At 65.7% G+C, this 22,399-nt stretch carries 12 protein-coding genes; 5 read left to right on the plus strand and 7 right to left on the minus strand.

The genetic code is table 11. From position 1 onward, the window contains the following. Positions 1-11: 11 nt before the first annotated feature. The gene (locus ACQP1T_RS17740; RefSeq protein ID WP_433761614.1) at positions 12-6,452 is read right to left on the minus strand and encodes a type I polyketide synthase; all 6,441 of its coding nucleotides are present in this window, start codon (positions 6,450-6,452) and stop codon (positions 12-14) included. A gap of 355 nt (positions 6,453-6,807) precedes the next feature. On the opposite strand from ACQP1T_RS17740, the gene ACQP1T_RS17745 reads away from it, so the two are divergent. Beyond that, complete coding sequence (locus tag ACQP1T_RS17745) at positions 6,808-9,027, plus strand: MMPL family transporter (RefSeq protein ID WP_433761615.1); 2,220 nt, start codon at positions 6,808-6,810, stop codon at positions 9,025-9,027. A 7-nt stretch (positions 9,028-9,034) separates the two neighbouring features. On the opposite strand, the gene ACQP1T_RS17750 is transcribed toward ACQP1T_RS17745, so the two are convergent. Then, on the minus strand, positions 9,035-9,514 hold the full coding sequence (locus tag ACQP1T_RS17750) for a hypothetical protein (RefSeq protein ID WP_433761616.1): 480 nt from the start codon (positions 9,512-9,514) through the stop codon (positions 9,035-9,037). Positions 9,515-9,931: 417 nt separating this feature from the next. Next, a complete protein-coding gene (locus ACQP1T_RS17755; RefSeq protein WP_433761617.1) occupies positions 9,932-10,381 on the minus strand; it encodes a MarR family winged helix-turn-helix transcriptional regulator in 450 nt (149 codons plus the stop codon). Between the two features lie 88 nt (positions 10,382-10,469). On the opposite strand from ACQP1T_RS17755, the gene ACQP1T_RS17760 reads away from it, so the two are divergent. Both ACQP1T_RS17760 and ACQP1T_RS17765 read left to right on the plus strand, forming a co-directional pair. Continuing rightward, on the plus strand, positions 10,470-11,234 hold the full coding sequence (locus ACQP1T_RS17760; RefSeq protein ID WP_433761618.1) for a dioxygenase family protein: 765 nt from the start codon (positions 10,470-10,472) through the stop codon (positions 11,232-11,234). A 25-nt stretch (positions 11,235-11,259) separates the two neighbouring features. Then, on the plus strand, positions 11,260-11,796 hold the full coding sequence (locus ACQP1T_RS17765) for a DoxX family protein (RefSeq protein ID WP_433761619.1): 537 nt from the start codon (positions 11,260-11,262) through the stop codon (positions 11,794-11,796). Positions 11,797-11,958: 162 nt separating this feature from the next. Here the strand turns inward: ACQP1T_RS17765 and ACQP1T_RS17770 are convergent, their stop codons facing one another. Together ACQP1T_RS17770 and ACQP1T_RS17775 are read right to left on the minus strand one after the other, a co-directional pair. Further along, positions 11,959-12,900, minus strand: a complete 942-nt coding sequence (locus ACQP1T_RS17770; RefSeq protein ID WP_433761620.1) for an acyl-ACP desaturase — start codon at positions 12,898-12,900, stop codon at positions 11,959-11,961. Between the two features lie 268 nt (positions 12,901-13,168). Then, the gene (locus ACQP1T_RS17775; RefSeq protein WP_433761621.1) at positions 13,169-14,731 is read right to left on the minus strand and encodes a hypothetical protein; all 1,563 of its coding nucleotides are present in this window, start codon (positions 14,729-14,731) and stop codon (positions 13,169-13,171) included. Positions 14,732-14,923: 192 nt separating this feature from the next. On the opposite strand from ACQP1T_RS17775, the gene ACQP1T_RS17780 reads away from it, so the two are divergent. Then, positions 14,924-19,333, plus strand: coding sequence for an FHA domain-containing protein (locus ACQP1T_RS17780; RefSeq protein ID WP_433761622.1), 4,410 nt, complete (start codon positions 14,924-14,926; stop codon positions 19,331-19,333). After that, positions 19,314-19,592, plus strand: coding sequence for a hypothetical protein (locus ACQP1T_RS17785; protein ID WP_433761624.1), 279 nt, complete (start codon positions 19,314-19,316; stop codon positions 19,590-19,592). The genes ACQP1T_RS17780 and ACQP1T_RS17785 overlap by 20 nt, the downstream gene beginning before the upstream one ends. 7 nt (positions 19,593-19,599) lie before the next feature. Here ACQP1T_RS17785 and ACQP1T_RS17790 read toward each other — a convergent pair whose 3' ends face one another. Together ACQP1T_RS17790 and ACQP1T_RS17795 are read right to left on the minus strand one after the other, a co-directional pair. Next, positions 19,600-21,324, minus strand: a complete 1,725-nt coding sequence (locus tag ACQP1T_RS17790; RefSeq protein WP_433761625.1) for a GMC oxidoreductase — start codon at positions 21,322-21,324, stop codon at positions 19,600-19,602. Between the two features lie 62 nt (positions 21,325-21,386). Then, a complete protein-coding gene (locus ACQP1T_RS17795) occupies positions 21,387-22,316 on the minus strand; it encodes an NAD-dependent epimerase/dehydratase family protein (RefSeq protein ID WP_433761627.1) in 930 nt (309 codons plus the stop codon). Between the last annotated feature and the right edge of the window lie 83 nt (positions 22,317-22,399).

Below are 22,399 nucleotides of genomic sequence, written 5' to 3' on the forward strand. Positions count from 1 at the left end.
GATAAGGGCGGTCAGTGCTGCGGTACGGCGATCGGTGTCAGGGTGCCTTCCGGTGTCGATCCGTTCCCGGCCGCGGTGTGGTGTGCGGACCCATTGGTCGCGCTCGTCGTGACTACCGGGACCGGAATCGGTTGTGACTGACCGGATTCGGCGGCCAGAATCAGTTCCGCAACCTTCGGACCGGCCTGTTCCAGGCTGAACGATCGACCCATCTGTAGCGACATGAGGTCGATGCCGAGGGTTTTGGTGACGCGCGCGCCCAATTCCACCGCCATCAGCGAATCCAGCCCGAGCTCGGGAACCGGCACCGTCATATCGATCGAATCCACCGGCACGCCCATGACGACGGCGAGTTCCTCGGCCATCTTGCGGGCGATGAACGGTCCGCGCTTGGTTTCGTCCATCTCGACCAATTCGGACCGCAGCCGTGCCAGTTCGGAGGTGTCCTTGGCGGAGGCCTTGGCCAGTTCGATGGTCCGGCCGGTGCGGGACAGCTGTGGGAAGGTGCCGGTGAGCTTGGCCCAGTCGGTGGGGATGATCGCCGCCCGCGTTTCGCCCAGGCGCAGTGTCTGCTCCAAATAGGCGGTGGCATCGGCCATATCGATCGGTCCGAAGCCGACCAGGTCGAGGTATTTGACGGCCGTTTCGTCGGCGGCCATCCCACCGGTCGCTCCCGATAGGTGGCCCCACCCGACGCACAGCGCCCGCTCGCCCGCTCTGGACCACTCTTCGGCCAGCGCCTCTACCGCGACATTGGCCGCGCAATAGTTGTACTGGCCGTAGATTCCGTACATCGAGCCGCCGGAGGAATACAGCACGAACATATCCAGCCGGATACCGGCATCGGAGACCGCGCGATGCAGTGCGCGCGCACCGTGCACCTTCGGCAGGTACACCTTGGCCAGTTGTTCGTATTCCATCTGGTCGAGTCGGTTGTCGGCCACTGATCCAGCGGCATGGAAGATGCCACGCAGCGGGTGCTCGGTGCTGTGGGCGCGGGCCACGACATCGGCGACCGCATCGGCGTCGGTGACATCGACCAGTTCCTCGATCACCTCGATGCCGATCGTGCGCCAGGCGTCGAGCTGTCGGCGCGCCTCCCCGCTGCTCGCACCGCTGCGACCGAGCAGTACCAGTCTGCGGGCGCCGCGCAGCACCAGCCAGCGACCGGTCGCCATCCCGAATCCGCCGAACCCGCCGGTGACGAGATAGGTTGCATCGGAATGGATCTCGATCTCGGGCAGGTACGGCCGGACCGGCGGCTCCGGGGAGTCCATCCGGAGTGCGATCCGGGCGAGCCGGGTCGATCGGATGGTTTCCTCGAAGGCCTTGCCCACCTCCTCGGTCTCGAACATCTGGTACGGCAGCGGCCGGTAGATCTCCGCGAGGACCTTCTCGTACACCCGCTCGAGCAGCTTTGCCAGCCGCTGTGGACGAACCGCCACCAGCCGGTCCAGGTCCATCGAGTAGTAGGCCACGTTCTTGTCGAAATTGGCCAGCTCGAGCAGCCCGCCGGTGTAGATATCGGCCTTGCCGACCTCGACGATGCGCCCGAATTCGGCGACGGCATTGAAGTTCTGGCGCAGGATCTCCCCGGGCGCGCTGCTGAGCACGACCTCGGCACCCTTGCCGTCGGTCAGGGCCAATACATCGTCGACGAAGTCGAGCGACCGCGAATTGATCGCGTGATCGGCGCCAAGGGCGAGGATATGTGCCCGCCGCTCATCGGAACTGGCCGTACCGATGATCCGCGCACCCACCGCCTTGGCGACCTGAATGGCCGCCGTACCGACACCACCGGCCGCACCATGGATCAGCACCGTCTCACCCGGCTCCAATCGGGCCAGATCCAGCAGTGCGTATTCGGCGGTGCCGAAAGCGATGGTGCTGGTGCAGTATCCGGGGTCGGCATCGGGCGGCAGCGGGATGGCCAGCTGTCGATCGACAATGGCGAAGCGCCGCATCATGCCCTTGGCCGCGACCGCGACCAGATCGCCAACGGAGACGCCCTCGACCTCGGCACCGACCCGCACCACGGTGCCGACGCCCTCCATGCCGGGCACGGTGCCGAAATACGTTGGTGCCAGCTCTCTTTCGCCGAGTAGCCCGATGACCTTGAGCGGATCCTTATAGTTCAGCCCGATGACCCGCATGCGGACTTCGACCTGATCGGGACCCGGTTCCTGGCGCGGGCACTGCCGCCAGGCCAGCGCCGACAGCAGCCGGGTTCGGGGGAGTTCGAGCTCGAAATTGAGCTCAGGGTCGGTCAGCGGCTCAGAAGTATCGAGTGCTTCGAGACGCTCGGGCAGAGGTTTGGTCACCACGGGCACCCAGCGCTTACCGTCGCGCAGCAGCACCTCGTCGGAGTTGTCGTACGAAAACGCCCCGGGCACTGCCAATTCCGCGAGCAGTTCGGCAATGCTGGTATCGGGCTCGACGTCGATGAGTCGCCACCGCAACGGCGTCTGCTCGTTCAACAGCACCCGCCGCGCCCCGGCCAGCGCGGCATGTCGGGAATCCGGCGCGATCGCACTGTCCGGCAGGGTGAACGCGCGCTCGGTTACCAGGGTGACGTGGGCCGAGCCGTCGCCGAAGACCGTCTGCGGCGTGCCGTCGGAGGACGGAGGGTTGGCGAATTCGTGCACGGCGACGGCGATCCGCTTGAGCGTCCACAGGTCCGCGAGATCGTCCTCGACGGTGCCGACGACGACACAGACGTGCAGTCGCCGCACCTCCTCCGTCCGCGCGGCCAGCAGGTGGGTGACCAGTTCCGTCGCCGGTTCCGGTCCGGCCGGATCGGCGAGGTAGAGCCGCGATTCCGGGATCGCTTCCGCCAATTGCTCGGCGCGGCTGCTCTTTCCGAGCGCAATAACGACTGTGGCCACCGGACCGGTATCGCCCAATCCGGCCGGATCGATGGGATCGCGCTGTTCCATGGTGTCGGCGTAATAGAAATCCGCCATGCGGTGCAGCGGATCGTCGCCCGGTTTCAGCGCGCCGATCTGCAGTCCGGTCAACCGCAGCACCAGATTCTCCTCGGCGTCGAGCAGATCCACATCGGCGCGCAGCCGCGCTCGCGGATCGCGGCGCGCGACCACGGTGATCCGGTCCGGAATCGGCGCGAGCAGTCGGACCGCCGCGACCGCGACGGGCACCATGATGCCCTCATTGATCCGCTCGTCGGCGAACAGCAGCGCCGCGGTCTGCATCGCGGCATCGACCACGGCCGGATGCGCGAGATGTCCGGAGTCCGCGGCGATCGTGCCGTCGACCGTCGCCACCACCGCGTCCTTGCCCACCCGCACCGATGTCACCCGCTGGAAGGCGGGGCCGTACTGCAAGCCCGCGGCCGCCAGACCGGAGTAGAACATCGCCGGATCGATATCGATACCGACATCGATGGTGGGCACCGTCGCTTTCGTCGGCGCGTGGCTGCCGGTCAGCGTCCGGCCGAACGAGTGCACAGTCCACGCCGTCCCGGTGGCATTGCGCGATCTGATCAGGAACCTGCCGCTCGACTCCTCGACGCTCAATGCCATGAGCGGCACATCCGGTGCGGCCATGATCAGCGGCGCGACGAACCGAACCTGTTCCAGCGCAACCCGTTTGACGCCCAGCCGCGTCGCCGTCGCACTGAGCGCGGCATCCAGATATGCCGCGCCCGGCATGATCCGCACACCGTTGACCACATGATCGGCCAACCAGGGCAGCAATTCGGAACCGACCTGCAACAGCCAGTCCGATCGGCCCTCGACATCCGGATCGCCGAGCATGGCGTAGGTGTCCGGTGTCCCGAGCCTGGCCTGCTCGAAAAGCGGTAGCGTCGAATGCAATCGAGTCCGCTGCCACGGATAGCGGGGGAGCGGCACGTGTGCGGTGGCGGGACGGTCCGGCGGGAACAGCACCTCCTGGTTCAGCACGCCGGCACCGTAGAGGCCGATCAGCGTGCGTCGGATGCTCGCCGAATCCGGCTCCTTGCGGTCGAGTGTTGCCACCGTGGTGCCGTGCACGTCGGCGTCGAGCAGGGCCTCGCGAATATTGCCCGACAGCACCGGATGCGGCCCGACTTCCAGGAATACCCGACTGCCCGCCGCGATCACCTTGGTGATGGCATCGAAGAACCGCACCGGCTGACGGACATTCGCACACCAGTACTCGCCGTCCCAGTCGGCATCCGTGACGAGATCGCCGGTCACGGTCGAATACAGCGGCACGCGCGGCGGACGCGGCGACAGATCCGCGAGCTCGGCGCGCAGCTCGTCCAGGATCGGATCCATCAACCGGCTGTGATACGGCACCTCCACCCGCAGTCGACGCGCGAAAGCCGCGTCCTCGGTGAGCTTTTCGGCGATCTCGTCCAAACGGTCGACAGCACCGGACAGGGTAAGGGAGTTCCCGCTGTTGATCGCCGCGATATCCACGCGCGGATCGTCACCGACGAGTTCGCGGGCCCGGTCCGGCGTGAGTCCGACCGCTAGCATGCCGCCCGATCCGGCGGTGGTCGCCTGCAATCGGGCTCGGTGATAAGCGACCCGTACCGCCTCCGGCAGCGTCAACATCCCGCTCACATACGCCGCCGACACCTCGCCCACACTGTGACCGACTACGGCGGTCGGCCGAATCCCGAACTGCGCGAGCTCATCCACCAAGGCGACCTGCACCAGGAAGTTGGCCGGTTGCGCGACCTCGGTGCTGGTCATGCGCGATTCGTCCTCGGGCCGCAGCAACTCCTCGATAATCGACCAGCCCGAGACCGCTCGGAACTCCGCATCGATCCGCTGCGCTGTCTCGGCGAATATGCCACCGGCGGACAGTGATTCGCGTGCCATACCCCACCACTGCGGGCCCATACCGGAGAATACGAACACCGGCTCGTCATTACGGGATACCACGGTGCGCACCGCATCGCGGCCCTCGCCCGCTGCGAACTGCCGCAGATCCCTGACCAGGTCATCGGTTTCGCCGACGAGGACGCCGGTGCGGTACTGATGGTGGGCCAGTCGCGTCCACGCCGCTTCGGCCAGATGATCCGGATCGGCACCCGCGCTGATCAGGTCGGCGAAACGCCCGGCGAGGGCTCGGGCGGCGCCGGTGCTGCGGGCTGAAATCGGCAGGATGCCGTGATGGTGTCCGGTCCCGATGGTCGGTGCCGCCGGTCGCGTGCGGTACTCCTGAAGAATCGCGTGGGCGTTGGTTCCGCCGTAGCCGAAACCGTTGACCGCGATCGTCATCGGAGCGGCATCCGGCGGCAGCGTTTCGGCGTCCACCTGCACGCGCAAGCCCAACTCGTCGAACGGGATATCCGGATTGGCCTTGTCCAGCCAGCCCTGTGGCGGAATCGTGCGATGCCGAATCGCCAACGCCGCCTTGATCACACTCGCGACTCCGGCGGCGGCCTCGGTATGACCTAGTGTCGCCTTGACCGAACCGACACCGAGGATGCTCGAACGTCCCGCCGGAGCGCCGAAGGCGCGTCCCAGTGCGCGCAACTCGACCGGGTCGCCGACCAGCGTTCCGGTTCCGTGCGCCTCCACGTAGGTGATGTCGTTCGGGGACAGGCCGGCGCGCGTGCGCACCGAACGTGCGAGCGCCTCTTGGGAATCGGCGTTGGGCACGGTGATGGCTGTCGTGCGGCCGTCCTGATTGGACCCCGTGGCCTTGACCACCGCGTAGATGCGGTCACCGGCGCGCACCGCATCGTCGAGCTTCTTCAGCACCACCATGCCCGCGCCCTCGCCGCGGCCGTAGCCGTCGGCGGCGGCGTCGAAGGATTTGCAGCGGCCGTCGGCGGCCAGGAAGCTGCCCTTGCACATCAGCACGAATGTTTCCGGCTGCAGCATCACATTCACGCCACCGGCCAATGCCACCGTGCAATCACCGTTATCGAGCGCCTGGCAGGCCAGATGGAAGGCGACCAGAGACGACGAACACGCCGTATCGACGGTCAGGGCGGGACCGGTCAGGTTGAGCGCGTAGGCGATTCGATTGGACAGCATCGTGTAGGACGCGCTGGCCGGTGTGTGCATATCGGTGTGGAACAGCGCCGGACCCACCACGCCGATCACCGACTGGTCCACCACGAACCCGCCGACGTACACGCCGACCGGCGCACCGGACGCCCGGCCCGCGATCCCGGCATCGTCAAGAGCCTCCCAGGTCACCTCCAGCATCAGACGCTGCTGTGGATCCAGCACCGTCGCCTCACGTGGTGAGATGCCGAAGAAGTCCGGGTCGAACTCCCATGGGTCGACCGTCATGAAGGCACCGTGCTTGGTGTAACTGCGGCCTGGAGTGCGCGGATCCGGATCGTAGTACCGGCGGTAATCCCACCGGTCCCGCGGAATCTCGATGACTCCGTCGCGTTTATCGACCACGAATTTCCAGAACGAATCGGGCGAATCGATTCCGCCCGCATATCGACAGCCGATACCAACAATAGCGATATCCGACACGCAGTTCCTCCCGAATACGGCTACTCGTCGCCGCGCGAATAGGGCGATATGCATAACGAAGTCCAACACCGTGGACAAACCGGGGCCGAGTCTATCGAGGTGGCGACGAGGGTCGGCGACATTCTGTAGATCACGTCAAATCACGCCGCACGGACTGTGAAGTAACCCAACGAGGTGACTGAAGAACCTTGTGCCACCTGGGATTTCGCGCATTTTTCGGACCAGCTCACAATCGGAGCACCTGATTTGTTGTGTGCTGTCGGAATCCGCACCGATACCTGTGTGGATGACGGCGGCATTGTTACGATCCAGCTGGTCCCGGCCGTTCGATTCACGCACGCATAGGAGGCGGCGATTGTTCGCCGATTTCACGCAGTGGGCAGATATCATCGTCCGGCGACGATTCACCGTGATCGGCGTGATAGTGGTCGCGATGCTGGGATCGGGCGCTTATGGTCTCGGTCTCGGCGACGATCTGAGTTCCAGCGGATGGGACGATCCGAACTCGGAATCCGCACAGGCGGCGCGATTGCGCGACGAGGTATTCGGGCGCGATCACAGCGGCGACGTCATCCTGCTGTACCACGCGCCCGCGGATGCGACGATCGACGATCCGGCATTCGCCAGCGTGATCGTCGACAGTCTGAACGAGCTGCCGCGGCGCTTTCCCGATGAAATCGCGAAGGTCAACGGAACGTACTGGCCCACCGAAACCGGTGTGGCGGTGCCGGATCTGTTCGGCTCCGAGGACCGCAAGCACGCGTTCGCCTCCATTGCCGTCAAAGGCCATGACGAGACCGAGTTGATGCGCAACTTCCGCAAGGTCGTCGACGGGTTCGACGTACCGGGCATCGATATGGAGGTCGCCGGTGGTCAGCCGGTCGCTGGCGCGCTGAACGACACGATGGTCCACGATCAGGCGCGGATGGAGCTGTTCGCCATACCCGCCGTCGCGGTACTGCTCTTCTTCCTCTTCGGTGGGGTCGTCGCCGCCGCGCTCCCGTTGATCGTCGGCGGGCTCACCGTGCTCGCGGCCTGGGGGATCATTCGCGCCATCACCACCGTCACCGAGGTGAACTCCTTTGTCTCCCCGGTGGTTTCGATGATCGGGCTGGGTCTGGCCATCGACTACGGACTATTCATCGTGAGCCGATTCCGCGACGAGCTCGCCGACGGCCACGAGGTGCCGGTGGCGGTCCGGCGGTCGGTATCGACCGCGGGACGCACGGTGGTGTTCTCCGCGACGATCGTGGTGGCCGCGGCAGGCGGCATTCTGCTGTTCCCGCAGGGATTTCTGAGATCGTTCGCCTATGGTGCGATCGTCACCATCGCACTGGCCGCGCTGACGGCCGTCACATTATTGCCCGCGCTGCTCGCCGTGCTCGGCCAAAGGGTGGACCTGCTCGGATTCGACTGGTTCCGCAAGACCAGATCCGCTGCCGAGATCTCGGACAATTTCTGGGGCCGCGTCGCCGCGGGTGTGATGAAAAGACCACTGGCCGTCGCGATCCCGCTCTGCGCCGGACTGCTGCTGCTCATCGCGCCGGTGCAGCATCTGGCATTCGGTGGCATTACCGAGCGCTTTCTACCGCCGGATCACCCGACTCGATCGGCGCAGCAGCACTTCGACGAGATCTTCCCGCTGCGGCGGATCGATCCGATCTATCTGGTCATGATCACCTACAACAGTTCGGATATCGAGACGGTGGTGACGCGCGCCGAGCAGGCCCCCGGCCTGGCCGCACCGTTCCCGAAACCGACACAGCGCCCGGCGCAACCGTTCGTCTACACCACCGAGACCGTGCTGGCCAGCTCGGCGGACGCCGACGCGACCATCGACTATCTGCGCTCGATGGAACTGCCCAAGGGGACAACGGTGCTCGTCGGCGGCGAACCGGCAGCACAACGCGACAGTATCGACGCGCTGCTCGACCGGCTACCACCGATGCTTGCGTTGGTATTCATCGCGACCTCCGCACTGCTCTTTCTCACCTTCGGCTCAATCGTGTTGCCGCTGAAGGTAGCTGTGCTGAACCTGCTCGGCCTCGGAGCCACCATCGGCGTGCTGACCTGGATCTTCGTCGAGGGGCACGGGGCCGGTCTGCTGGGTTTCACGCCGCAGCCGATCATGTCGCTGGTACTGATGCTGATCGTGTCGGTGATCTACGGCCTGTCCACCGATTACGAGGTGTTCCTGCTCGCCCGCATCGTCGAGGCGCGTAGGGCGGGTGCTGCCACGACAGACGCGGTCCGCACCGGAGTCGCGCGCACCGGCCGGATCATCTCCGCCGCCGCGCTGATCTTGATTGTGGTGACCGGTGTGTTCGCGCTGTCGGATCTGGTGATGATGCAGTACATCGCCCTCGGCATGGTCACCGCGCTGTTCATCGATGCCACCGTCCTGCGCATGCTGCTGGTCCCGGCGACCATGAAGCTGCTCGGTGACGCCTGCTGGTGGGCCCCGGCCTGGCTACGGCGAATCCAACGGAAAGTCGTTGTTCGCGAACCAGTTACCGACAGCGCGGCCGCGCTGCCGACGACCCTTCGATCGGAATCGGACCCGACCTCGGTCTGACCCCGTCTCAGCTCGCCAGATCGGTGACATGTCGTTTGCGGCCGGATTCGGCGGTACGCACCGCGGCGGCGATCGCGACCACGGGCGGAACCCAGCGGGCCTCATTCGGGGAAATTCCCCAGCAGGCCGAACCGGCCGAAAGTCGGGTCGGCGGGAGCGGGATGCTCGCACCGTCGGTGTGCACGATCGCGCCGAGGCCGCGCAGTGCGCCGATCGCCATGGCCGCCTTGGCCGCACCGACCACCAGATGAATTTCTCGGCGCTGCGGACCAGGGATTTCGATCACCGGACCGGACAGATTGTTGGCCCGAAGGTACCGGCGCACGGTGGCGGCCAGTGCGCCGGTCAGTTCGATGGCCGAGATCCGCTGATCGGTGATCAGGCAGACGCCGTTGGTCGTTTCCGCGACCGTCCAACCACGTCGGCGGCAGTCCTGCACCGTATCCGATGTGGCCTCGGTGACGGAACTCGGAAACGTCGTCGGCACTATCTTCTCCGTTCTCGGCTCAAATCTGCGACCATCAGCGTCACATCCGTACCTGGACATCAAATCTGTTCGGGCTTAGAGTTTCCCAACAGATTTCTTACGGCCCTGATTCTGCGGCGTTCCCACAGCCGGTGACATCACCCCGAGGTCGCGGCCGCTGTCCTCCTTTGGTCGGACCCGCACACGGCTCATTCGGGCAAACCCCAGAATTGCCCGCGCAGTCCGACCTGCGCGAAACAGGTTGCGGCGGATGCGGGATCGCGCCTGGTATATCCGCATGCCATGCGCCCGGTCTGCCAGTTGCTGGCAAGTCGCCATGGCGTGGCCAGATCCACGACGCACAGGGTCCGCGTCCCCGTGACCGAGAACTCGGCTACACGAGTGACACCGCCGAGGGGTGAAACGAAGCGCTGAGCACTAACCGAGTCGCCGGGCGACCTCGCCGAAACCAGTGGCGATGGCTTCCTGTTGTTCGGGTGTCAGCACATCGATGAGGACGCGGCGGACCGTTTCGACATGGCCGGGGGCGATCTGCTCGAGGCGGTCTCGCCCAGTCGCGGTGAGGTTGGCGATGACGCCGCGGACATCGGTCGGGCAGGCTTCGCGGCGCACCAGACCGGCCTTCTCCATCTGGGTGACCTGGTAGTTCAGACCGCTTTTCGAGGTGTAGAGGGCATCGGCCAATTCGGTCATCCGCAATCGGCCCTCCGGCGCCGCGGCGAGACGGACCAGGACCTCGTACTGGGTATGCGAGAGCCCTTCCTGTTTGAGGTGCTGTTCGACCTGTCGGCCGACGAGCGCCCCCGCCGCCAGGAAACCCTGCCAGGTGCGCATCTCCCGCTCGCTCAGCCATTTCGCGTCAGCCACGACGCCATCCTACCGGTGTTGTTCAAATTTGAACAACAGGCTATAGTCGTCGGAGTTCAAATTTGAACTAGTTGGATGGAGGACAGCGATGGCCGGGCAGATGCCGGTGCTCTACCTCTCACACGGCGCACCGCCGCTGGCCGATCACCCGCGGTGGCCCGGTGAGCTGGCCGCGTGGTCGCGCGAATTGCCGCGCCCCGCCGCGATTTTGATGATTTCCGCGCATTGGGAGGCCGCGCCGATCGCACTCGGCGCCACCACGACGGTGCCGCTGGTCTATGACTTCGGCGGTTTCCCGGAGCGCTACTACCGCGTGCGATATGCCGCACCCGGCGCGCCGGAGCTGGCGGACAAGGTGCGCAAGCTGTTCGGCGGCGGTGTGGTCGATGTGCCGGATCGTGGGCTGGACCACGGCGCATACGTGCCGCTGAAGGAGATGTATCCCGGCGCCGATGTCCCGGTATTGCAGCTGTCGATGCCGACGCTGGACCCGCAGCGGCTGATGGAATTGGGCCGTCGGCTCGCGCCGCTGCGCGACGAGGGCGTGCTGATCGTCGGCAGCGGTTTCTTCACCCACAACCTGCGCGCCATAACCACCGATGACGAGCACGTCTACAACTTCACCGCCGAATTCGACGACTGGGGCCGCGAAACCCTCGCCGCCCACGATCTCGACGCCTTGCTCGACTTCGAAAACAAGGCTCCCGCAGTACATCTCGCACATCCGCGCAGCGACCATTTCGCACCGCTGTTCGTCACCCTCGGTGCGGGCACCGACGATTTCGCCAACCATCGCACCGTTATCGACGGGTTCTGGCTGGGCATGGCCCGGCGCTCCATCCAGCTCGGCTGATCCACTCCACGACGAAAGGTATCCCATGACCGCGACCATCACCGCCCCCGCCGCGAACACCGAAACCGCAACGCCCACACACACTTACGACCTCGGTCTACTTGTCCTGCGGCTGGCGGTCGGACTCACCATGGCCGCACACGGCGCACAGAAACTGTTCGGCTGGTTCAACGGCGGCGGTCTCGATGGCACCGGCGCATTCTTCACGATGAGCGGCTACCCGTCGGGCAAGGCGATGGCTGTGGTGGCGGGCCTCAGCGAAACCCTCGGCGGCCTCGCCCTCGCCGTCGGCCTGCTCACCCCGCTCGCCGCCGCGGCACTGGTCGGAACCCTGCTCAACGCGATCGCCGTCAAATGGGGCGGCGGCTTCTTCGCCCCGAAGGGCATCGAATACGAACTGCTCCTCACCCTCGCCGCCGCATCGCTCGCCCTCACCGGTCCGGGCCGCTACGCCGTCGACCGCGTGATCCCGGCCCTGCGCAACCACCGTCTCGTTTTCGGCATCGCCGCCATTGTGCTGGCCCTGCTCGTCGCGGGTGCGGTTCTGATCGTCCGCAACTGACGCGTTCAATCGGGTAGACCCGCCGGGCGGGTCTGCACTCCCGGCGAGTGGGATGGGTTCACTGCTGGGGTAGTCGTTGAGGTGTTCGACCGTTCCTGATCGGCATCGGGGCGGATGTCACAGTCGCGTGTTCGTGCGCGACTGTGACATCCAAGGTCCGCGCTACCCGACGCGCGCCGCCTCGCGGGCGAGGATGCGCGCGCGTTGTTCTTCGAACTTCATCACGTCGCGCGTGAGTTTCTCGAGGTACTCGCCGAGTTCTTCGCGGCTGCGTTCGCCGCGTGCTGTGAAGTCGGTGCGGTTGAAGACTTTCCAGATCCGCAGGACCGGCGATACGACCTCATCGAGGTGCTGACGCAGGTCGTAGATTCCGTGCTTGACCATCAACACGCCATTGCGACGCCAGTTCGGCATTCCGGTGCCCGGCATGGAAAACGTTTTCACGATCTTGGTGACCGACTCGATCGTCTGATCCGGTGCGATGTCGAACGCGGCGCCGGTGATGTTGCGATAGAACATCATGTGCAGATTCTCGTCGGCTGCGATGCGCTGCAACATGCGATCGGCGATCGGGTCGTCGCAGACTCGTGCGGTGGTGCGGTGGCTGATTCGGGTGGCCAGCTCCTGGAAGGTCACGTACGCGACTTGATCGAGCACACCGGCGAAGTCCTTCGGCGCGTGGACACCGCGGGTCAAATGCACCATCCGGTCGTTCTCCAGGGCGACGGGATCGACAGCGCGGGTGCATACGAGATAGTCGCGCATGGCGATGGCATGGCGGTTTTCCTCGGCGGTCCAGCGACCGACCCAGGTGCCCCACGCACCGTCATTGGTGAAGTTCTCGGAGATCACGCGGTGGTAGGAAGGCAAATTGTCCTCGGTGAGCAGATTCGTGATCATCGCGACTTTGGCCACTTCCGAGAGCCGTGACTGCTCGGGATCCCAATCCTGCCCACCCATTGCTGCGAAGTTGCGCCCCTCGTCCCAGGGCACATAATCGTGTGGATACCAGTCCTTGACGGTGGCCAAATGCCGGTCGATGTTGGCACCGACGACCGGCTCCAGTTCCGTCAATAGTTCGAGTTGCGTCAAGTCCTTTGCCATGCAGCGCCTTTCGATTCGGTGGAACGAACCACGGAACGCAGAGCTGTTCACGCATAACTGACTACGCGGCCAAGCCGCCCCCACACCCTAGACGAGCGTGCTCAACCGAGTGCGTATCTGCCCCAGTTCACTTCACCGAGTGGCCGACCACGGCGCGAACTGCGGTCGCGCACCCACCGGGCGATTGCCCCGGGGTAGCTGTTCGACCGCTCTGATTCTGAGAGGCCAACCGCACCAAACGCATGGTGGTCATCTGTCCAATCTCTACTCAGTCGATGCTTCCGGCGGTGCGGATTAGAAGGGCGTGTAGGACCAGCGCGGGCGGGGCGGCTCGGGCGCCGTTGAGCACCACATCGGTGAATGCCTCCGTCAGGGCGGTGGCCGGGTCGAGTTGTCCGCGGTGAAAGCTTCGCGGGCTCAATTGTGCGCGCCACACTCGGAATCCAGATACGGTGCGGTTCAACGAGCCGCGGTCCTCGTGAGCCTGCGGTAAGTACTCCGCAATCAGTGCACGTTGCGCGGCGGTCCGCGCGCGGAACCCACCGGCCGCGTCGAGGGCTGCGCCGAGTTCACGCACGATGGCGGAATATACCGGGCGCCTTGCATATTCCGGGGGCGCGTGCTCGGCTGCGGTGCGCGCGAATTGTTCGAGGTCGGTCGCCGCATGCACCGCCAGCGCGATCCGCGAGGTGTGCTCCGCCGAATTCCATTCCAGCCGTGTCGGTTCACCATCGGGCAGGTCGTCGATGCCGATGGCTTGCAGGCAGACCCGCGGATATTGCGGCAGCACTGCGTCGACTGCGGCGACGATCTCGATCAGCACCACCTCGGGTACATCGGGTGTATCGAAGCCGAACGCCTGCACATTGTGCCGCTCGGCCAGCTCCCTGGCCAGGCGCGCGGCGAGGGATTCGCCGGAGTTCGATTGTGTGGTCTTGCGCTCCGGCTCTTTATCCTTCCCGGTCGGCCGCACGGCAGAGGGCCTGCCCGGAACGCGCGGCGGCATCTCCTGCCGACCGGCATCCGGGGCACTGACTCTCGGCAGCCGCGTTGTCGGCTTGGACCATGGCGTAGGGGCCGCTGCCGCACCGGCCTTGGACCACGGCGTGCTGGCCGCCGCCGGTGTACCGAACGCGGGCGCAGCGGTTCGCGAACTCGCCGTGGGACGCGTGGGCCCGGCACCCGCCTGCGCAACCGGCTGAACAGCGGTGGCAGGCGGTCCCGCGCTGTCTGCGCGAGGTTGATCGAGGTTCGGCTGATCGGAGTTGGAGCGGTTGCCCGCTGTCTGATCCGGCTGCCGCGGACTCGCCGCCGAGGGTGCGCCGTTGTCCGTTGGATGCGAGCCGGTGGGTCTGATCGCCGAGGTCGGTGCTTCGTGTATCGGTGACACCCCATCCGGCGCGGTGGCTGTCGTGGGTGGCTGCGGCGCGGTCCGTTTGGTCGCGACGTTGTCATCGATCGGGTGCGCGGCCGTTCCGTTGCCGATCGTGGACGGTCCAGCGCCGTTCTGGTTTTCGTTGTGCACGTTGCTGATCCGGTGTTTGCCGAGCAGATCGATGTCCTCGAAATTATTCGCGAGTTGGCGCAGATCGCTGCCGGACTGCCGCAGTATCGCGACGAGGGTATCGAGGTCGGCCATCGTCTGACGATGTTCGGGCAGATAGGACTCGGCGAATGTGCGACCGGCCTCGTCATTACCCCACGGCGTGCCCTCCGCGTTCAGCGCGTTGCGCAGCGCCCGCACGGTCGCCGCGACATCCGCGGCGATGCGCTCGTGTTCCGGCGCACGGGCGCGCAACGCGTCCGGGTCGGCGTAAAACCGTTCGCCCACACCCGTTCTCCCAACACCCATGGCACTTCGGTGTGACCAGCACCACCGAGTCACATCTGCCCGTTGCTGGGGATATTTCCAGTTATTCTTAGTTTTTCCGCCGACAGCATTCCCTGCCATGGGAATATTTGCTTTCTTCCGGCCGTAACAAGATTGACGTGTCGGGCATGTGGGAGGTGCCGGGAGGCTGCGGTGGATTCGAGTGGCCTACTGGCCGAGGTGCCCTCGACCGTGCGCGACCTGGTCCTGGGACATTGGCCCGAGACCAATGTCGGCGGTATGCGCTGCGACGGGGACGCATATGTGCAGGCCAGCCGCGAAATCACCGCTGCGGCCGACCGATACGAGGCCGAGGCGCGGCGCACCGAGGAGACCGTCAGCGGTGCCGCTCGGGATGGAATTGCCGTACGGCACCGCGCCGTCCTCCAGGCCATGCGCGACAAGGCCGCCGTGTGTCAGAGCATGGGAAAGCAGTGCTACGACGTTGCCGACTCCACGGTGCAGATACAACACCTGCTGGTCGCCATGGGTATCGCACTCGGCGCGCAACTCGCCTACGACATGTTGCTGTTCTTCCAGGGTGGAGGCGCCAAGGCGCTGGTCGACCGACTCGAGGCCGAGGAGGCGATGCGTGCGGCCGCGGCGCGATTCACCGGGGAGGTGGGTGAACATGTGGCGGCCGGTCAGGCCGAGCGGACCGCACTGCACGGCGCCATCCACGCCGCCAAGATCGGTGGCCTGACCGGGGCCGTAACCAGTGCGGGCGCGCAGGTCTGGGACATGGTTGACGGCGTCCGCGACAAGTTCGATATCGGCTCGTTCGTGGAACTGATACTCGGCGGAGCAATGGGCGGTGCGGCGGGTGCGGAGATCGGGCGGAGAGTCGCGCCGCACGTGCTGGACCTCATGGGCGGCAGAGCCACGACCACTGCGGGTCGACTTGCGATGCATATGGGTGGCACCGTACTGATCGGCGGCGCGGGTGGTCTGGGTGGTGGCGTGGTCGGCGCACTGCCGTCGCTGGCCCTGCACTACAAGGATATTCACAGCCTCGGCGACCTGTTCGGGATCGTGCGCTCCGCCGCCGTCACCGGTTTCGCCGGTGGATTCCTCGGCGCGGCAACCAGCTCGCTACGGGTCCACCAGGCGGGACGCGATGCGTTGCGGAGTGACACCGGCGCCTCCCGGTCCGGGCTGCGGCAGCGAGAGTTCGGCGCGCAGGTGAACGAGCTCTTGCGGTCCGGCGAAGCACCAAGGGTCGACACGATCACGCCCAGCCGCCCCGTTGGAGACTCGGCGTCAGTGGTGCAGCGCCTCACCTTTTCCGATGGCACTCAGGTGTTCCACGAGATGGTGTCGGATCGGCAGCAGGCACACGCGCAATTGCTGGTCTCACGGGCCGGCGACGCGGTCGGGGTGCGGATGCCTGCGGTGCATGTCAACGGTGACCACGTCTACACGGAAGTGGTGCCGGACCATAATCTGACGCGATCCGACGTACATCAGATCAGACAGCGGATCGAAGAGTTGCGCCCGGCATTCATCTCCGCTGGGCAACCGAGTTTGCACGATGTGGTGGTGCAGCGGCTGGACGCGCTCGATGCGCGCGCTGTCGATACCGGCGGCCCCCGCCGGTCCGCCGCCTCGCCCGTGGCACCACCGTCCGCGGGCGAATCACCGGTTCGGGCACCGGAATCCAACGGTCGACGGCCGAGCAGCGAAGGCAGGGACGTGTCGGCCCCTCCGCGCGCGGACCGGCCTGCGCCGATCCCGGACCACCCGAGCCAGGGGCGACCTGGAACACCCCCGAACCATGCGGGGGCCGACGTGGTGGCGGACGCTCCGGCACCCGAGTTGTCACCTGTCCACCAGAATGCCGATGGCCCGGTCGTGCGCGAGACCGATCCGCACACCGACGAGCCGATCCCGCACGAGGGCGAGCCAACCTATGAGGGTCCACCGACCCTGCGGGAGCTGCGCGTCGATCCGGCCGAACCGTCGGCGCGCGACTATGAACTGGCCGCGGCGACGAGGTCACCCGGAGCCACCGGGCTCTACCACCATCCGGACGGCTACGTCGATTTGGTATTGACCGGACCGGATGGTGCACAGGTTCCGCTGCGACTGTTCGCGGGCCAGGAGTACGTCTTGGGGCGCGGTGCTGGATCGCTGCTCGAGCATATGGCGACCGAGGTCGTCTCACGCCGGCACGTGAGCGTCATGGTCGACGAACAGGGCCACGTACTCATCCGCGACAACGGGTCGTTGAACGGCACCTTTGTCGACGGCAAGCAGGTGGTCGGCGAGAACTGGGTGCGCGTCTTCGATGGCCAGGACCTGGCACTCGGTCGCGGGTTCGAACTCGGGATCACCTTTCAGCGCCAGATGGCCGAGGTGCGGCTGTTCGGCAACGATGGCCCGCCGGTCCGGCTACATCGTGGCCAGACGATCGATATCGGCCGCAGCATCCTGCATCCGGATACGCCCGGACGCAACACCGTATCGCGACACCACGTGACGGTCGGTATGGATGAGAACGGCCGGGTGTGGATCCAGGACAACAACTCCTCGAACGGCACCCGGGTCAACGGCGAGGTGCTTGCCGGGGGCGAGCAGCGCACTCTGCGACCGGGCGATTCGGTCCAACTCGGCGGATACCGTGGTGAGGCGCAATTCGTGGCGCCGGATGGGGCGATCGGGGCGAGCCCGGTCCGGGTGTTGCTCGGCACGGGACCGAACGCGATACCGGTGCGGCTCGAGCCTGGACATACGGTCCCGGTGGGCACGGACGAGAACTCGCCGTTCGCGGCGCATCTGCGTGGCGTCGCGGGGGTCGACCCGCAGCATGCGAGGCTCGGTCTGGACCACGACGGCCGACTGTGGATTCGGGATCACGAAGGATCCGCGGGCGTATGGGTCAACGGGGACCGAGTCGCACCGAACCAGAAGATCACCTTGACCGAGGGCGACAGCGTCCAGCTCGGGCCGGATTTCGTCGGCACCGCGCATATCGGCATCGGTGAGCCGACCGATCTCGGGCCCGCCGCCCTGCATTTCCCGCCGGACCAGCATCGTCGTCCGATTCACTTGGAACCCGGTCAGGAGCGGATCGTCAACATCGGCGAGCTCAACGGGCACACCATGTTCTGGCGCGACGGCAAGCCCGTTGGCGGTCATGAAGTCATCGTCGGACGTGACCTCGATGGTCGAGTGTGGGTGCGCGACCCGGCGCCAGAGGGCTCGGTTCGCACGCAAGTCAATGACGAGACGATCCCATCGAATGAAAAACGGTACCTCAACAGCGACGACAAGGTGACCTTCGACAACGTGTCCGCGAGGGTGCAGGTGGGTGAGGAATCGCCACTTGCAGTTCGGCTGCTCGATGACGCGGACGCTCCGGAACTCATACTGCGGCGTGGTGAGGAGGTGAAGCTGGGCCGTGGGCTCGACTCGCCGCTGGCCGAGCATATGAACGACCTCTCGGTGTCCCGGCACCACGCCACGATCTACCGTGACGAATACGGAAACCTCATGCTCCGCGATGAGCACTCCACGCGAGGAACCTGGGTCAACGGCCGAAGACTCGATCCGGACGCGGGCCCCGTCCGGCTCCAGCCGGGCGACACGATCCGGATGGGTGACTGGTTGGGCTCGGCACACTTCGGCGGCGATGGCTTCCGCGAGCCTGCTGTGCGTCCGGTACCGGTGAAGCTCAACAGTCCGCATGGCGGGCTGTCGCTCGATCTGGTGCGCGGCGGGGAGCCGGTGGTACTCGGGCGGCACGACTCGCGGTTGCCCGCCGACCTCCCCTACTACGACAGAATCTCCAACCGCCATGCCAGCGTTGGCGTTCACCCATCGGGCCGGGTCTGGATCCGCGACGAGGGGTCGACGAACGGCACCTACGTCAACGGCACAAAGATCAAGTCCGGCACCATGGTCACACTGCGCCCGGGCGATCACATATCACTGGGGGCGGACGCATACGAATTCACTGTCGGCTTTACCCCCGCCGAGGGTGGCCCGTTCATCAACATTGTCGACTCGACGCCGGAGAGCAGACAGGTCCTGCAGGATCTGGCTCGGATACCCGATCATGTCTTTCAGCGGGTCAGCGATCACATGAACGCAGTGCCCGATGGCGGCATTGTCATCGGGAAGAAGCCCGTGACGCAACTGCCCGGTATCGAGTCCTTGGTGCAAGCGCACCCCGAAGGTCCCAACGACAAAGTGAAGTGGAAGAACGTCATCGGCCTGTATTCGCCTGGTCAACGACGGTTCTACGTCAACTCCGACGCCGCCAATGACGGTTTTCAGGGAAAGACCGTCTTTCACGAGTTCGGCCATGCCGCCGATGCCGCATACGGCACCGGCGGCCGCTGGCTCAGCGAGGAGCAAAGGTGGCAGGATCTGCACGCGGAGATCAAAGCGAGGATCGGGGAGCATCGGGACTGGTGGCACTATGCCGACACGCCGGTGGAGGGGTTCGCCGAGGCCTTCGCGGCATGGGTAGCGGGCCCCAAGCGTCTGCTCAAATTCGCCTGCGGAAACAAACGCATCGCCGCACAGTTGGAGGAGTACTTTGAACGAGCATTCAAATGACGCTGTTGACCACCCGATCCTCGCCAGGGACGGTGTGACGATCCTCCGACGGGTGGGCGGCCGGACCGACGACGGCGTCCTTTTCGACGGTTACGAGGAATTCCATCCCGGCGACCCGGGCTACGACGAAATGCTCCCTGTTGCCCGGGCGAACCGGGAGGAGGCCGATGAGCCGCCGGAACGCCCTGTCGACTCCGAAACCCTGGCTCGCCTCCTGCGTGAAACCGGTTTGGACGCAGGAGATTTCGACGAGCGGTAAACCACCGTCAACTGGCGGCGGACTTGCGTGTGCGGATTTCGACTATCGGGAGGACGAGGGCGGCCGGGGCGTCGGCGGGGACGACCGGGTTCTCGGGGGCGATCGGTTGGATCTGTTGGTAGGCAACGCCCTGTGCGGGACGCAGGTCCTGCTCGCCCTTATTAGGCCAATAGGCGGCGCAGCGTTCGGCTTGGGCGGTGATGGTGAGCGACGGGTTGACGCCGAGGTTCGCCGAAACGGCGGCGCCGTCGACGACGCTGAGGGTCGGGTAGCCGAAAACTCGGTGATAGGCGTCGATTACGCCGGTGTCGCGGTCCGCGCCGATGGGTGCGCCGCCGAGGAAGTGGGCGGTGAGCGGGATATTGAAGACTTCGCCCCAGCTGCCGCCCGCGACGCCGCCGATCTCCTCGGCGACCTTGCGGGTCACCTCGTTGCCCGCCGGAATCCAGGTCGGATTGGGTTCGCCGTGGCCCTGCCTGCTGGTGAGCTTGCGGCCGAACAGGCCGCGCTTGGTGTAGGTGGTGATGGAATTGTCCAGGTGCTGCATCACCAGCGAGATGATGGTGCGCTCGCTCCAGTTCTTCACGCTCAGAAAACTGATGAGCGTGAACGGGTTTCGCACCACCTGGCCGAGGAAGCGCAGCCAGCGCGGTATCCGGCCGCCGCCGTCCACCATCAGGGTCTGCAGCAGACCCATCGCATTCGAGCCCTTGCCGTAGCGGACCGGCTCGATATGGGTGTCGTGGGTCGGGTGAATCGAGGAGGTGATCGCGACGCCGCGGGTGAAGTCGACCTCCGGATTCACCTTGCGGGTCGCCGCGCCCACAATCGATTCGGAGTTGGTGCGCGTGAGTTCGCCGAGCCGGTCGGATAATTCGGGGAGTACGCCCCGATCCCGCATGGCGTGCAACAACTTCTGGGTGCCGAGGGTGCCCGCGGCGAGCACGACCTGGCCAGCGGTGTAGGTCTGCGGGCGCTTGCGGAACCACGCGCCGGTGCGCTCGGTCGAGATATCCCAGGTACCGTCGGGCAGCGGGTGGATCGCGGTCACCGTCGTCATCGGAATGACCTGTGCGCCAGCCTTTTCCGCGAGGTACAGGTAATTCTTCACCAGGGTGTTCTTCGCGCCGTGCCGGCAGCCGGTCATGCATTCACCGCATTCGAGGCAGCCGGTGCGGTCCGGGCCGACACCACCGAAGTACGGGTCCGCCACGGTCTTTCCCGGCTCGCCGAAGAAGACGCCGACCGGGGTCTGCACGAATGTCTCGCCGCAGCCCATATCGTCGGCGACCTTCTTGAACACCTCGTCCGCCGGTGTCAGATGCGGGTTCTGCACCACGCCGAGCATCTTCTTCGCGCGCTCGTAGTATGGGGTCAGCTCGGCGCGCCAGTCGGTGATATCGCGCCACTGCTGGTCCTGGAAGAACGGCTCCGGCGGCACGTAGAGCGTATTGGCGTAGTTGAGCGAACCGCCGCCGACACCCGCACCGCCGAGGATCAGCACATTGCGCAGCGGGTGGATACGCTGGATGCCATAGCAGCCGAGCTTCGGCGCCCACAGGAATTTGCGCAGGTCCCAGCTGGTTTCGGGCAGCTCGTCATCGGTGTAGCGTCGTCCGGCTTCCAGCACACCGACCCGGTAGCCCTTCTCGATCAGCCGCAGCGCGGTGACGCTGCCGCCGAATCCCGAACCGACCACGAGTACGTCGAAATCCGTGTCTCGCTGGTCCATGTGGTGCTCCTCGATCCGTGTCGCCAGTGACACCGGTAACACTACTACCGAGTAGCAAAGGCTCAGAGCTGGGTCTGCCACCAGGCGACGGTGGCCGCGATGGCCTCGTCGATCGGCGTCGGATGTAGGCCGAGGCGCTGCTCGCTGGCGGAGGAATCCAGTACGAACGGCCGTGTGACCTGGTAACTCATCTCGGCGAGCTCGCGCATCGTCTCGTTGGCGATGCCCATCATGCGCAGCAGGGCGGCCGGTGCCGCGAAGACCTTGGGGGCCGCGAGGCCCGCGGCGGCGGCGATCGCGTCGAAGAGTTGCTGCTGGGTGATCGGCGGCGCGGTCGGGGCGTGCAGGAAGGAATTCCAGACCGATTCGTCGGCGGCCGCGCGGATCATGGCGGCGGCGAGGTCGGGCATATAGGTGTAGGAGTGCGGGAGGTCGAGCTTGCCGAATGCCTGCACTCGCTTGCCGGTGAGGATCGGCACGAACACCTGCTCCCCGGCCAGCGACGCCCGAACATAGGGGCCGAGGAAGTCGGCGGCGGCGACGCTCACCGTCGTGGCGGCGTGTGCCTCGCGGGCACGCACCAGTTGGGTGCGGACGCTGGGTTTACCGAAATCGGCATTGCGGGGCAGGTTTTCGGTGATCGGGCCGTCGACCTTGCCGTAGGAATAGAGGTTTTCCGCGAAAACCACTACCGTGCTAGCCTTTTCGGCCTCATCGAGCACGGTGCGCTCGGCCGGTGGCAGCTCCGCACGCCAGACCTTCGCCGTGTACTCCGATCCGCCGAGGCAGTGGTAGACCGCTGTCGCACCGTCGAACTCGCCCGAAAGCTGTTCGGGCAGGGTCGCATTGACCTTGCGTCGCTCGACGAGTGGATGATCGGGACCACTCCCGGAACGAGTCAGCACCCGAACATGTTTGCCCGCCGCGGCCAATTGTTCGGCGATGGTGGTCCCGGTTGGCCCGGCTCCGGTGACGATGTGCAGCTCCGACATGGTGAGTCCTAGTCTACTTTGGCGAGCGGTGCTCTCTGTTGTGACCAAGCATGCAACCGGTCCGAGCCAAAGTCAAGAGCAGT

Source organism: Nocardia sp. CA-135398 (assembly GCF_050955845.1).
In the GTDB taxonomy this organism is placed as follows: domain Bacteria; phylum Actinomycetota; class Actinomycetes; order Mycobacteriales; family Mycobacteriaceae; genus Nocardia.